Raw genomic sequence first — 14,822 nt, forward strand, 5'->3', positions numbered from 1 at the left:
CTCTTTCAGCTAGTTGCTTCTGTAATATATAAACCTTCTGTAATGAGCTGGGTAGTCAGTTCACCAATGGATTGATCTAGAATCTCCATGATATCTGTGATCTGTTCTTTCGTTACGTTTAGCGGCGGAGACAAAAGAATAGAGTCGCCAGAAAATCCAGTTACTCCCCCTACCGCAGGATAAACAAGCAAGCCGTTGTCAAAACAGATGGATAATAATCGATCTGTTACTTTTGTAGTGATCTCAAAAGGTTCTCGTGTGATCGGATTTTTAACAAATTCAATGCCACATAATAAACCCTTGCCTCTTACATCACCGATTAAGGGATATTTCCATTGAAGGCGATGTAGATGATTGATCAGATACTGGCCCATATCCACTGCATTTTCCTGAAGTTTATTTCTTTCCATATAATCAATAACAGCTAGGCAAATGGCAGCAGATTGTGGATTTGCACTAAATGTGTGTCCGCTCATTACTACTTTACTTCCTGCTTCGATCACGTTCATAATTCGGTCTGAAACGATGGTTGCGGCCATCGGTGTATAGCCTGCACTCATGCCTTTTCCTATCGCAATAATGTCAGGAGTTACATTCCAATGTTCCATCGCGAACATTTTCCCCGTACGGCCCATGCCTGTCATTACTTCATCAGCGATCAGTAAAATATTATATTTATCACAGATCTCTCTAATTTTTCCGAAGTATTCGTCTGGTGGTACGATCGCTCCTCCAGATGCGCCGATGATCGGTTCCGCGATAAAAGCAGCGATCTTGTCTGGTCCGATAGCTTGAATCGATGATTCTAAGTCATCTGCACATTTCACACCGCAACCAGGGTATGTCTCTTTTAATGTGCACTGGTAACAATATGGTGGATGTGCAGCAGGAAAGTCTTCAAGCAATGACGTGAAACGTTGTCGTCTTAGTTTGTGACCCGACATTGATAGTGCGCCAAGTGTTATTCCATGATAACTGGTCCATCGGGATATCACTTTTGTTTTCGTCATGTTTCCTTGTTCTTGAAAATACTGAATAGCAACCTTAAGTGCTGTCTCGGTTGCTTCTGATCCACTATTTACAAAGAACACTGAATTCAAATCTCCTGGGGCATAATGAGCTATTTTTTCTGCTAATTGTTCTGCTGCTTCACTTGTAAACTGCGAACGGTAAACGAAAGATACATGATTTGCTTGATTCCACATGGCTTCCGCAACTTCATGTACTCCGTGACCGATATTACACGTGATCGCACCTGACGAGCCATCAATATATTGCTTTCCATTTTTATCGTATAAATAGATTCCTTTGCCATGACTGATAACAGGGTAATCGCTTCCTAGAACCGGTTTGATGAGATGTGATTTTCTCATAAAAAAGGCTCCTTCCTCATGAAGGTTAAAAAGGGAATATCTTTATTTAAAACTATCTTCACTGTCGCACTCAAAAAACAGTTGATCTCCGATTCGTATACTCGCTTAATAAAGATTTTAGCGACCAACCTCCAGAGAATAGTTTTGTTGAAAAAAAAGATACTCCCTTACTCTACTGGTGTTACAACTTAAAATAATTCTTCTTCAAAAACCTCGGTATGTTCATTAATTCTGTATAGGAAATCGTTGAATCTATCTTCTTTGTATCAATTAACATGAGTTGATCCTCAATCTCATCCACAATATGGTCTTCTTGATATTCCATGCCGCAAGAAGAACAGGATACAGAAGGGATCACAGTTATTTGGACTGCTCTTGAACCATCAGGCAGTTCCCAATATCCTGTTAATCCTGCCTTCTCTGCTTCTTCGCTCTCACACCATAAGCACTTCATGTTATCCTCCTCTCTATGCATTTCTTTGTTCTTCAGGAGTCGCTGAAATTCCTTCGTCTTTTGTCTGCTCAAACTTATATTTTTTCTCTTTCAATTCATCACGTTTATCACGCTTATCTTTTAGTGAACTATGCTCAGGATTCGTATCATAATCTTCTCTTCGTTCAAGTCGTTTCAACCCTTTTGGTACAAGATTGAAAGCTTCATCGCTCATAAGTGCTGAAACTCCTATCGCAGGCTTGATGTGGGCTGTTCCCATCACTTCATTAAAATAAGCATCTGCTCTTCCTGCTTGATAGTTTTGAGGTTCCGGATAAGAAGTGATCACTCCTTCAAAGTTACGAAGCACTACCTTTTCAGGTGATTGAGAGATGAGATAGTTTGGCTGAACAGCAATCTTCCCTCCGCCTCCAGGAGCATCTACGACAAATGTCGGCACAGCGTAACCAGAAGTATGACCACGCAAACCTTCTATAATCTCCAAACCTTTAGAAACAGGTGCACGGAAATGGCCGATTCCTTCAGACAGATCACATTGATAGATATAATATGGTCTTACTCTAATTTTCACTAGATCATGCATCAGCTTTTTCATAATTGGAACACTATCATTGATCCCTGCAAGAATAACAGATTGATTGCCTACAGGAACTCCGGCATTCGCAAGCATCTCACACGCTTTTTTAGATTCTTCTGTAATCTCGATCGAAGTGTTGAAATGCGTGTTCAACCAAACTGGATGATATTTCTTTAAAATATTGCATAGGTTTTCTGTAATCCTTTGCGGGAAAACGACTGGAGCACGTGTTCCAATCCGAATAATTTCAAGATGAGGTATTTCTCTTAAGTTCTTTAATATATATTCTAAGATGTTGTCATTAATTAATAACCCGTCGCCACCTGAGATCAAACAGTCCCTAACTTGTGGATTGTTTCGAATATAGTTAATGGCTGCATCCAATTGTTTCTTTGGTACACCCATACCGATCTGACCAGAAAAACGTCTTCTCGTACAATAACGGCAATACATCGAACACTGATTCGTTACAAGAAAAAGAACACGATCAGGATAACGGTGCGTAAGCCCTGGAACAGGGGAGTCTTCGTCTTCGTGCAAAGGATCTTCCAAGTCGTATTTCGTCTTTAATATCTCCTTTCCGATCGGAACGGATTGCATTCGAATCGGACACCTTGGGTCGTCTTGATCCATGAGCCAAGCATAATAAGGTGTAATATTTAACGGGATCGTCATCGTGGAAATTTTAACGCCTTCTTCTTCTTCTGGCGTCAAGTTAATGATGCTCTTAAGATCTTTTAAATTTCTGATGGTGTTAGTCAGCTGCCACAGCCAATCATTCCATTGCTCTTCTGTAACATCTTTCCATAATTCAAATTCACTCCAATGTTTCTTTGGTTTGAATAATCCATTCACTACAGGCATTCTAATGACCTCCTTTATTTCTACACTCTTCAATTATGCAAGAAGCGTGCCAACTTACAGAAAGTTCAGAATATAACGATTTATCCTATAGTTTATGCATCCTTTTTACAATGTGGGCCAATTAATAAAACAAAAGTGAACTGCCGAATTTTCGGCAGTTCACTTTTGTTTTATTTTATATTGCAGAGTTTGTCTAGGTACTCCTAAAATTTTTGCAGCTTGAAGGATATTGCCAGAAGTATGTTGGAGTGCCATCTCTATGATCTGTTTTTCATAATCTCCTAAAGCTTGTCTTAATGAAGGTATGTTTGATAATTCTTTTCTGACTTTACCTCTAATCTCATCAGGAATGGTTACATGTTTCGGAAGTAAGGAAGACTCGATCAAAGAATCATTTTCCGCAAAATTCATACAGTGCTCGATCGCGTGCTTGAGTTCTCGCACATTGCCCGGCCAAGAATAACGGTGAATGAAAATTTCAGCTTCAGAAGTAAATCCTCTTACCTTTTTTCCAAAGTTATGATTAAAATAGTCTACAAAATGTTTCACTAAGAATGCTATATCCCCTTTTCTTTGCCTCAAAGGGGGTAATTCGAAATAAACTACATTTAACCGATAGAAAAGATCTCTTCGCAGCTTTCCTTTTTCCATACAAACATCTGGTCGTTCGTTTAAAGCAGAAATGATCCTAACATCAACACTTCTTGATACATGACTTCCTATGCGCTCTACAATACCTTCTTGAACGACTCTTAATAGCTTTGCTTGCAATTCAACAGGCATCGAATTCAGTTCATCTAGAAATAGAGTGCCTCCATCTGCTAGTTCAAACACTCCTGGCCGATCAATGGCACCAGTAAAACTGCCTTTTGTTGTTCCGAATAATATCCCTTCGAGTAGTGGTCCAGGAATCGCGGCGCAGTTTTGAACGACGAACGGATTTGAAGAACGTTTAGAAGAATTGTGTATCGCTTGAACAAACATCTCTTTGCCTGTTCCCGTTTCTCCATATAACATGATTGGCGAGTTTGTTTGAGAGGCTTGGTTACATTGTAATTTTACCGCGTTTAATTCAGGGTCGTCTGTTATGATATCGGAGAAGTGGTAAGCTGCCAGCGGTTGATCTTTATTTGTTTTTTTCTTAACTTTCATCTTTTTTTGCAGATCGATCAGCTGTTCAGAGAGTACTTTAATCTTTGAAAGATCTTTTGCTACCTCAACAGCACCTATCAGTTCTCCATTCAACCAAAGTGGCAGGGTAGAATTTACCGTGTCGATCTGTTTGCCTTTTCGGTTCATATAGGATTGATGTTCATTAAAGATGGGTTTCCCTGTTTCTATTACTTTAAGTAATGTGCTCGTTTCCTTTGTTAAGGAAGGAAACGCATCAAGTACATGATGATGATGAACCTCGTCTGATGTTAAACCATCTAATGAAGCAGCCACCGAATTATAAAAAATAGTAATTCCATCTGCATCAACTACATGTATACCCTCATCAATCGTCTTTAATATGGCATTTAAAGTTTCTGCTGTTTCTAATGATTTAGATATCAAAAAGATCACCACCAAGAGTGCTTAATTTTTGTCACTATATGCCTAAAATTCGGCACTCATTTCGATAAATCCTTCACCCAAATGTTCATATCTTCGTATTTATCAAAAATTTTACAGTTATTCGCTAGTCTTCCTTTAAATCTGTAGCCTTTTTGATGAAAAACGGCGTTCATTCCAAATGAGAGGGCTCTAGCGATTGAATAGGAACAATAAATATTTCTTTGAAATAACTCTTTTTCAAGCTGATCAATCAAATGCTTCATAAGACCAAATTTTCGGTGCTCTGGGGTTGTCGCGCAATCTGTGATCTCAGCGTTATGATACGATTCATTTACGTCTGCAGAAGCAGCACTAACGATTCTTTTATCATGCTCAATTACACAAAATAATGTGCCTGATTGAATCATCTTCCGTACATACTCTGCATCGTTCATAGGTGTAGGATACACTTGGAATACGTTCCCATAAAGCTCTGCAAGTGAATTTGCATCCTCTATATCAGCCATCCTTATAGAATAGTTGCTTTGAAGAGACTGATACTTTGATCCCGTTCCTATCTTTAATACATCTTTTAAAATACGATCTTCATCTATCCAATACGCGCTGTTTCTTCTGTCATTTGTAAGGTATTTACACATGGCGAATGCTGAGGCACCATTAAAATATCCACTAAACTCTCCTTCATTAATATAACCGAGCTCTTGCCAATAAGAGAGATCATCTCCTTTCGATTTAACAATGATCTTATGAAATCCATTGATTACTGCTTCTTCTTCAAGCCATTGTGATAAAGAGTTGACGTTTCCTCGATAATCGTCTGCTCGTATGCGTTCGCTGTAAAAATCAAAACATGTATCTGCTATAAAATGAGTCCTATTGATTCTTTTGTTTTCGTAGTATGTGGTCTGCATGGTTTTTGCCTCCTATAATGTCCTTGTTTCATAACTTCAATAATATACGCTTAGAATCCTGCACAAAAAACCACCCTCTGTTTAAAGGGTGGTTTCATCTAAGGCTGTTAAGTTAAGATTGCATTCGTATAACATGTTGTTTTGAACTAGTCCCGCTCACATTTGCTCGCTTTTCAAGGAGCGTGCGGAGAACCTACACGCTGTTAGAACAAACCGGATGTATATTATAAAGCTCTATGCGGAAGTTTCCAATTGAGTTTCAGTGACAACATTCTAAACACAACTAAAGAAATAAAAAGAATCATATATTCCACAGTGCTATTAACCATATTTAGACCAACGACTAAACCGCCTAATAAAGCCCAAACAGCATAGATTTCTTCACGCAATACGACCGGCTTTCGGCCAGCCAGCACGTCACGAATCATACCTCCGCCAATACCTGTTAAGATTGCAGCAACGATAACAGCACTGATGGGATGATTCATACTTGTGGCAGCGATAGCACCTTGAATCGCGAATGCAGAAAGACCGATGGCATCAAAGAAATGAAGACTCCTTTTAGAAAATTGAATCATGCTCTCTGGCATAAAAAACACGATCCCCATGGATGCCAGTGCTGATTTCAGTAGAAGTCCCTGCTCCCAAATCGTGTCTACAGGAAGGCCGATTAACACATTACGCAATATCCCTCCGCCAAACGCTGTGACGAGTCCTAAAATAAAGACGCCCAAAATATCATAATCTTCTTCCATTGCAACTAATGCACCTGAAATGGCAAATGCGATCGTTCCAATGATGTTCAATAAATCCCAAGTCAAACCCATTCTTCCTCTCAAAATCAATATGCTCCGTATTGAATCTTATAAGGTTCTAGGCCGACTGGCAAGCATTATTTACTAAAACTTCTCAATTCGTTTAAGGTGCTGATGGGGACTGAACAGCTGCCTATGTCTCCATGGAAAACTTCGCCGTTACGAAAGCCATGAAAATCACTTCCTGCTGTTTTGATTAAGGAGTATTTATCTGCTAAACCCTCGTAAAAAGCTACTTGTTCCTCTGTGTGATCTGGATGACTATACTCTAGTCCGATCAAACCGTTCTCACTTAAAATCGGAATGAGTTCATCTGCCTCATAAATACCTGGATGAGCTAGTACAGGTACTCCTTTTGCTTGTTTGATCAATTGAATCGCTTCTATTGGAGAGATGCGTTCTGTTGAAGCATAAGCAGCTTTCCCTTTTCCTAAATACTTTTCAAATGCTTCTGGAAGTGATTTCACAATTCCTTTTTCCATCAAAATCTCTGCAATATGCCCTCTTCCTACATTTCCTTTGCCATGTCTTTTCTCTTCTAATTCCGATTCCTTCACTTGAATTCCGAGGTTGTTCAAATTTTGAAGAATCATTTTATTTCTTTTATCTCTAACAGAAGTAAGACTGCTTAATGCTTTTAAAAAATTTTCGTCTTTATAATCTACAAAATAACCTAATACATGAATGTCTTGGCCTTGATATAAGGTACTTATCTCGACACCAGGAATTACGGTAAATCCTGGGTACTTATTCGCTTCTAACATCGCTTCCCCAATTCCATTCACTGTATCATGATCAGTGATCGCGATCGCTCCAAGACCTTTTTTAACTGCTCTTCTAATATTTTCTACAGGAGAATAGGTCCCGTCAGATGCTGTGGTATGAGTATGTAAATCGCATTGTTTCATTATTTTTTTCTCCTAAATAATCATATTGATTACGGTACATGAAATTTTTAATCCGTAGTTTCTTTCATTATTGGATTTTCAACATAGCTGATCCAATCACTCCAGCTGCCCGCATATAGGGATTTATCGGTAAAGCCCGCTTCATCCATAGCTAATATGTTTACACATGCCGTTACACCAGATCCGCAATACACAATAACTTGTTTATTTCCAGTCCAACCATTATATTTCGTTTGTAGATCTTTCTGACTTTTCCACCAGCCCGGTTTTTGCATATGACTTTCCCAGGGGATGTTTATCGCATTAGGTATATGACCACCCACATGATCGATAGGCTCGAACTCTCCTGTGTATCGTTTGTATTCTCGTGCATCGACGATAAGTGTATCCTCTTTGTTCATTTCACGTAATACGTCTTCTCTACTCTTCAACATTTCAACTCTCACTTTTGGAGTGAAATGTGCAGGTTTCTCGGTAGGCATTTTACTTGAGATGGCATATCCTTTTTCTTTATAGTGTGTATAGCCGCCTTGCATGACATAAACGTTATCATGTCCTAAGTATTTCAAGATCCACCAAAGTCTTGCAGCCATGCTGCCAGATTGATCATCATAGGCGACAACAATTTTTTCTTGGTCAACACCACAACGGCTAAAAAATTGTGATAGTATGTTTACGGAAGGTAATGGATGACGACCACCATGGGCTGAAACTGTGCTTGAGAGATGTTGCTCAAGATCCACATAAATAGCAGATTCAATATGATCGTTCTTATACAGTTCATACCCTTTTTGCGGTTCAGCTAATGTGAACCTGCAATCAAAGATCACGATATCAGCACTGTTCACCTTTTGGTTCACCCATTCAGGACTTACGAAATTTGACATATTTGACCTCCTGTTTTATGAAGTGGTTCGTTATTTTAACTTCATCTAGGGAAAGCTGTAACTATTAGAAAAGATAGAAAGAAGTGACGTACAGATGATACATAGTATTCCTAACGCATCCATCGTATTGTTCGGAGCGACTGGTGACCTTGCTCACAGAAAACTTTTCCCCGCTCTTTATCAATTGTATCAAAAGGGACATATGAAAGAGAACTTTTCTGTTGTAGGTGTTTCAAGAAAAGAATTCTCTCATGAAGAGTTTCAAGCTGAAGTTGCATCTGCTATTCATGAACATGCAAAAGGTGCAGATCGCCAAATCGTAGAAAAGTTTGCTTCCCATTTTTATTATTTAAAGATGGATGTAACGAGTGAAGCAAGCTATCATGAGTTAGAAGAGCTGTTGAACGTACTCGACAGAGATTATCAAACGAATGGAAATCGCCTGTATTATCTTGCGATGGCTCCTAAGTTCTTCGGAACGATTCCTACTTTCTTAAAATCAGAAGGAATCACGAATACAGAAGGTTGGCAACGTATCGTAATCGAAAAACCATTCGGTAATGACTTGCCATCTGCAACAAAATTAAATGAAGAGATTCAGCAAAGCTTCAATGAGAATGATATTTACCGTATCGATCACTATCTTGGAAAAGAGATGGTTCAAAACATCCAAGTGATCCGTTTCGGAAATGCCATCTTTGAATCCATCTGGAACAATAAATATATTGACTCTGTTCAGATCACTTCAAGTGAAACATTAGGTGTTGAAGACCGTGCAGGCTATTATGAAAAATCAGGTGCCCTGCTTGATATGGTACAAAATCATATGCTTCAAATGGTCATGATGGTGGCAATGGAACCGCCTGGTGAATTAAAACCAGAACACATCCGAGACGAAAAAGTTAAAGTTCTTCGATCATTGCGCTTCTTTTCAGAAGAAGAGGTGAAGAAGAATGTGATCCGCGGTCAATATTCAGAAGGAACGATGAACGGAAATCAAGTTCCTGGTTATCTGAACGAAGAGAACGTAGATCCTGAGTCTCGAACAGAAACATTTGTAGCAGCTAAGCTTTTCATTGATAATTTCCGATGGACAGGCGTTCCGTTCTATATTCGTACTGGTAAACGTATGGCTGTAAAATCTACAGAGATCGTTATTCAATTTAAACAGGGTCCGATGGCACTTTATCATGCGAACACAGAAAATTATCAGCCTAACTTGTTAAGAATTCATGTTCAACCGGATGAAGGTGTTAGCCTTACACTTAACGCAAAACCAAAAGGTGATACTCCTGATCTCTTGCCGATCGATATGACTTACAACAATAATAGTACAGCAGAAATGAATTCACCTGAAGCATACGAGAAGCTTCTGCACGATTGTCTTCTTGGTAACTCTACTTATTTCACGCGATGGGATGAAGTGGCACTCAGCTGGGACTTTATTGACCGTATAACGAAATCGTGGCAAGACGGAACAGGTTCTAACCTCACACACTATCCATCAGGAAGCATGGGGCCTGAAGAAGCTGACGAACTATTAAAAGCTGACGGACATTCTTGGTGGGAACCTACAAAAGTAAGAGAGGAATGTTAATTCATGAAAATATATGATGTCTCTTTACCGATCTTTGAGGGAATGCCAGTCTATAAGAACAAACCTGAAAAACAACCCGAGTTCAAAACAGCACAAAATGCACATGTAACAGAAACTCGCATCTCAATGGATGTTCATACAGGAACACATGTTGATGCTCCGTTGCACATGGTTCCTGGCGGTGATACGATCGAAACTCTTCCGATCGAAAAATTGGTTCGAAAAGCTAAAGTTATCGATCTAACAGGTTCTACTGGTTTTATTTCGGCTGAAGATCTGGCTGATAAGGGTATTCAAAAAGATGATTTTGTCTTATTCAAAACAAAAAATTCTTGGGACACCGAGTTCAATTTTGAATTCATATATGTAAACAGTGATGCGGCTAAAGTATTGGCTGAAATCGGTATAGCAGGTGTTGGAATTGACGCATTAGGAGTAGAGAGAGCACAAGAAAACCATCCTACTCACAAACAGCTATTTCAAAACAATATCATCATTATCGAAGGACTTCAGTTAAAAGAAGTTCCTGAAGGCGAATATCTAATGGTCGCTGCTCCTCTAAAAATAAGAGGTCTTGATGCATCTCCTGCAAGAATCGTACTTATTGAACAATAATAAAAACAAGGGCTTGCATAGATCCACATGCAATGCCCTTGTTTTTTTAAAATTGATTCTTATTCTAAAGCAGGTTTTAATTTCTGAGTCGGATTAGAATCTTTCTTTTCTTCATCTCCCCCGCCTTTTTTCTTGTCAGGTTTGATAGCAAAAAATGCAGCAATGGCTCCAATAATACTTACTCCTGCCGAAGTATAAAAAACAATCTCATGTGATTGTTTCATTAGTATCGCATAGATCGGCGGTCCGAGAGCTACACCAACAAATCTCATCGAACTATAGATGGAAGTGATCGTCCCTCTAGCTTCTTTTTCAATTCCTTCTGTGATTAACGCATCTAAACTTGGCAGAGCCGCACCAATTCCTATACCTGCCACAAAAAGTGCACCTAAAAGAAAATAGACGTTTTCTGTAAACGTGATTAAAAAGACTGAGCCTCCCAAAAGCGCCATAGAGATAAACGTACACCACTTCATGATAATTTTATTTTGTTTGATCTTTTTACCTGCAATAAATGAAGAGATCGACAGTGCTAATAACGGAACAGCAATTACCAGCCCTTTCATGACTCCCTTTACACCATACTTCTCTTCTAATATGGTCGATAGATAAAACAAGATACCAAACAGAACAAACATGATAATGCCACCGATTAAAAAAATGGCGAACAGCCATCTTCCTTCGTTATGGAAAATTTTCTTTACGTTTTGTAAGTATTCTTTAAAAGGTTGTTTTTCTTGATCCTTTTTTGGCACTTTAACTAAGAACATGACTAACAAGATAGAAACAATACAAAATACAGGGATGAGCCAGAACGGTAAAAACCAAACGATCGTTGCAAGAAATGCTCCTAGAATCGGACTTAATACTTTACCAACCGTATTTGATGTCTCGATCAACCCTAAACCTGAACTCACTTCTTCTTCATCCTTAAACATGTCCCCTACTAATGGGAGGACGACGGGGGCGGCTCCTGAAGAACCAACACCTTGAAAAAATCTTCCAATAAGTATAAAAGTAAATGCATGATCAGATTGCCATGCCGCCCACCCACAGATCAATCCTCCGATTCCGGCTATAAAAAGACTAGGGATGATTACTTTTTTACGCCCAAAACGGTCTGACAGGTATCCAGCGATCGGTATTAACAAAATAGCTACGATCGAATACACCGTAATGATCAAGGAAACCTGAAAAGAGCTTATATTAAGTTCTTTACCGATCTCAGGCAAAACGGGTATGAGCATAGAATTCCCCAATGTCATCACAAGGGGAATGGATGCGAGTGCAAGTAAGTCCCACTTTTTCTTAGCTTCCATAATTTCCTCCAAAACCGTACTATTACATCTTTAGTATTGTAAAAAGTCATAAAACCATACAAGAAAATCCACCCATTGACTCAAGAAACGAATTAAAGCTACACTAATGGCAACGTTAAATTTGTCAATTGGTGCGAAACGAAGAAAGGAAGTTATTTTTTGTGGAACAATTATTAAACAACAGAGCTAAAAACATACAAATTTCAGGCATTCGAAAATTCTTTAATGAAGTGACTCAGTTCCCAAACGCGATCTCATTAACATTAGGACAACCTGACTTTCCGACCCCTATGCACGTAAAAGAAGCTGCGATAAGAGCGATACATAATAATCAAACAGTATATTCTCATAACGCAGGATACATAGAACTTAGAGAAGCAGCATCTTCTTTCCTAGACGAAAAATATGCTCTTGCTTATGACCCAACGTCTGAAATCATTGTAACGGCCGGGGCAAGTGAAGCGATTGATATCACATTGCGAACCATATTGAGTGAGGGCGATGATGTGCTTCTCCCTGCTCCCATCTATCCTGGATATGAACCCGTAATTACTCTTTGCGGTGCGAATACTATCTATATTGATACAACACACACAGGGTTTAAGGTGACACCCGAACTAATCGAAAAACATATTACAGATAGGACAAAAGCTATCATCATCCCTTCTCCTTCTAACCCAACAGGTGTTGTTTTGGAGGATTATGAATTACAGGCTCTTGCTCAATACTTCTCAAACAAAGAAATCTTTGTAGTATCTGATGAGATCTATAGTGAATTGAAATACGAGGGTGTACATCGATCGATCGCGAACTATGAAGGCATGCGTGAAAAAACGTTTGTGATCAACGGACTTTCAAAATCACACAGCATGACCGGTTGGAGAATTGGGTTGCTTTTCGGACCAAGTAATCTTATGCAGCATGTCTTAAAGGTTCACCAGTACAACGTTACTTGTGCCTCAACCATCTCTCAAGCAGCTGCTATTGAGGCATTAACAAACGGTAAAGATGATGCATACGAAATGCGAAACGCATATAATGACCGGTTAGATTATTGTTACAATCGCCTTCACGATATGGGGTTCACGTTCGAAAAACCAAACGGAGCGTTTTATCTCTTTATTTCCATAAAAAAATATGGACTCTCTTCTTATGAATTTGCACTAAAACTTTTACAAGAACAAGAAGTTGCTGTTGTACCTGGTGATGCATTTACACTTATCGGAGAAGGATATATTCGCATCTCCTATGCAGCTTCTATGGAACAGTTAAAAAAAGGTATGGATGGCATAGAAAACTTTATAAATTCCCTTAAGTAAACTGCCCTCAAACTGGGCAGTTTTTTCGAATAAGTTAACATAAACATATTACGGTTAATTTAAAGTTTCTGAATAAGAACTTAAATTAGAAAAAAACTAAAATTAATTTATTCAAAGGATGCGTTTTTGTGAAGTTAAAAGCTTTATTAAGTCACTTATCTATACAACCTACCATTGAGGATGATCCTGAGATCACAGGCATTACATCCCACTCTAAAAAAGTTCAGCCCGGAAACTTGTTTTTTGCGATTTCAGGTGTTCAAGCTGATGGCCATCAGTACATACAAGAAGCGTTTGATAATGGTGCGGCAGCTGTCATCGGTGAATATGATGAGAACATAGGTCCTGGTATTTATATATACGCGGAAGAAACGAAGCGTTTATTAAGTCTTGCCGCTTCCTACTTTTATGAAGAGCCATATAAAAAACATAAGATGACGGGCATTACAGGAACGAACGGTAAAACAACAACATCCTTTTTATTACAGCATATCCTCAATGTACACGGTATGACTTCTGCTCTTTTTGGTACGGTATATCATTATATCAATTCCGCAATTGTGAAAAGTTCACATACTACACCAGATCCTGTTACCCTTCAGAAGATGCTTTTGGAAAGCGATGATGATGTAGTAGTTATGGAAGTTAGTTCACATGGGATCGAACAGAATAGGATAGATGGGATAACGTATGATCAAGCGATCTTTCTAAATCTAACTCATGATCATCTTGATTATCATGGAACGATGGAATCATACTTTCTCTGTAAATCTAAATTGTTTTCATACTTGAAGAATAAAGGGACAGCCCTTATCTGCAGTGAAGGTGAGTATGGCAAGCGGTTAAGGGATGAACTGCGGTTAAAAAACGACTTGCAGGTTTGGACCTATGGTAAACGAAAGTCTGATGATTTTTATATTGAAGACGTCGGAATTGATTCTTTTAACCTTGTGCATGAAACATTACAGGTGACCGTTTCATTACCATTACCAGGAGAATATAACGCCCTTAATACGACTGCTGCGATCGCAGCTGCATTAGATTATGGGATACCGATAAAGAACTCTGTTGAATATCTAAAAAGTTTCGGAGGAATTCCGGGTCGCTTTGAAGAAATCACACTCTATAACGGGACAGAAGTTATCGTTGATTATGCGCATACTCCTGATGGAGTTTCTCAAGTGCTTGAAGCCGCGAGTAAAAAAGCAGGAGATCGTCCTCTTTATCATGTTTTTGGATTTAGAGGAAACAGAGATCTATCGAAACGGACTGATATGATTAAGATCTCATTAGAATACAGTACGAAGACCGTCTTGACGGTAGATGACTTAAACGGTATAGATCGTGATCAATTACTTCTTGAAACGGAAGAAGCGATTCCTAGATCTTCTCACCAGCCTGTGATCATAGAAGATCGGACTGAAGCTATATTCTTTGCTCTTAAAGAAGCTCCAGCAAATTCAGTAGTAATCATTACGGGTAAAGGGCCAGAAAAGTATAAAGAAACATACAATCACCCTTCAACGTCTGATCTTGATTCTGTAGAGCTCTACCAAACGCTAAACAAACCGACTTGTATCTAAGAAATACAACTAATCAAAAGGAACAGCACCCTCATCAAAGAGA

At 38.9% G+C, this 14,822-nt stretch carries 13 protein-coding genes; 4 read left to right on the top strand and 9 right to left on the bottom strand.

Features of this window, described 5'->3' with window-relative positions; all coding sequences use genetic code 11:
- Nucleotides 1–5: 5 nt before the first annotated feature.
- The 8 genes from FS458_RS11050 to FS458_RS11085 all read right to left on the bottom strand — a co-directional run bounded on the left by FS458_RS11050 (nt 6) and on the right by FS458_RS11085 (nt 8,346).
- The gene (locus FS458_RS11050) at nt 6–1,373 is read right to left on the bottom strand and encodes an aspartate aminotransferase family protein (protein WP_144700531.1); all 1,368 of its coding nucleotides are present in this window, start codon (nt 1,371–1,373) and stop codon (nt 6–8) included.
- A gap of 181 nt (nt 1,374–1,554) precedes the next feature.
- A complete protein-coding gene (locus FS458_RS11055) occupies nt 1,555–1,827 on the bottom strand; it encodes a YokU family protein (RefSeq protein WP_144700533.1) in 273 nt (90 codons plus the stop codon).
- 13 nt (nt 1,828–1,840) lie between these two features.
- A complete protein-coding gene (gene ablA / locus FS458_RS11060) occupies nt 1,841–3,268 on the bottom strand; it encodes a lysine 2,3-aminomutase (protein WP_144700535.1) in 1,428 nt (475 codons plus the stop codon).
- Between the two features lie 159 nt (nt 3,269–3,427).
- Nucleotides 3,428–4,834, bottom strand: coding sequence for a sigma-54 interaction domain-containing protein (locus FS458_RS11065; RefSeq protein ID WP_370629975.1), 1,407 nt, complete (start codon nt 4,832–4,834; stop codon nt 3,428–3,430).
- 47 nt (nt 4,835–4,881) lie between these two features.
- Entirely contained in the window at nt 4,882–5,736 is an 855-nt protein-coding gene (ablB, locus tag FS458_RS11070) for a putative beta-lysine N-acetyltransferase (RefSeq protein ID WP_144700539.1), read from the bottom strand.
- A 224-nt stretch (nt 5,737–5,960) separates the two neighbouring features.
- The gene (locus FS458_RS11075) at nt 5,961–6,557 is read right to left on the bottom strand and encodes a trimeric intracellular cation channel family protein (protein WP_144700541.1); all 597 of its coding nucleotides are present in this window, start codon (nt 6,555–6,557) and stop codon (nt 5,961–5,963) included.
- A gap of 71 nt (nt 6,558–6,628) precedes the next feature.
- The gene (locus tag FS458_RS11080; protein ID WP_186320523.1) at nt 6,629–7,459 is read right to left on the bottom strand and encodes a PHP domain-containing protein; all 831 of its coding nucleotides are present in this window, start codon (nt 7,457–7,459) and stop codon (nt 6,629–6,631) included.
- Nucleotides 7,460–7,506: 47 nt separating this feature from the next.
- Nucleotides 7,507–8,346, bottom strand: coding sequence for a sulfurtransferase (locus FS458_RS11085; RefSeq protein ID WP_144700545.1), 840 nt, complete (start codon nt 8,344–8,346; stop codon nt 7,507–7,509).
- Nucleotides 8,347–8,440: 94 nt separating this feature from the next.
- Between FS458_RS11085 and zwf the strand changes: the two genes are divergently transcribed.
- Together zwf and FS458_RS11095 are read left to right on the top strand one after the other, a co-directional pair.
- Nucleotides 8,441–9,943: a glucose-6-phosphate dehydrogenase gene (gene zwf, locus FS458_RS11090; RefSeq protein WP_144700547.1), complete on the top strand. Its 1,503-nt coding sequence runs from the start codon at nt 8,441–8,443 to the stop codon at nt 9,941–9,943.
- A 3-nt stretch (nt 9,944–9,946) separates the two neighbouring features.
- Nucleotides 9,947–10,558, top strand: coding sequence for a cyclase family protein (locus FS458_RS11095; protein ID WP_144700549.1), 612 nt, complete (start codon nt 9,947–9,949; stop codon nt 10,556–10,558).
- Nucleotides 10,559–10,617: 59 nt separating this feature from the next.
- Here the strand turns inward: FS458_RS11095 and FS458_RS11100 are convergent, their stop codons facing one another.
- The gene (locus FS458_RS11100; RefSeq protein WP_144700551.1) at nt 10,618–11,877 is read right to left on the bottom strand and encodes an MFS transporter; all 1,260 of its coding nucleotides are present in this window, start codon (nt 11,875–11,877) and stop codon (nt 10,618–10,620) included.
- Nucleotides 11,878–12,038: 161 nt separating this feature from the next.
- Here FS458_RS11100 and FS458_RS11105 point away from each other — a divergent pair, with 161 nt between their 5' ends.
- Nucleotides 12,039–13,196 (top strand): aminotransferase A, encoded by a 1,158-nt coding sequence (locus tag FS458_RS11105; protein ID WP_144700553.1) that lies wholly within the window; start codon nt 12,039–12,041, stop codon nt 13,194–13,196.
- A 128-nt stretch (nt 13,197–13,324) separates the two neighbouring features.
- Nucleotides 13,325–14,779, top strand: a complete 1,455-nt coding sequence (locus tag FS458_RS11110; RefSeq protein WP_186320524.1) for a UDP-N-acetylmuramoyl-L-alanyl-D-glutamate--2,6-diaminopimelate ligase — start codon at nt 13,325–13,327, stop codon at nt 14,777–14,779.
- Nucleotides 14,780–14,822 lie beyond the last annotated feature (43 nt).

This window comes from Fictibacillus phosphorivorans, assembly GCF_007673525.1.
GTDB classification, from domain to species: Bacteria; Bacillota; Bacilli; order Bacillales; family Fictibacillaceae; genus Fictibacillus; species Fictibacillus phosphorivorans_C.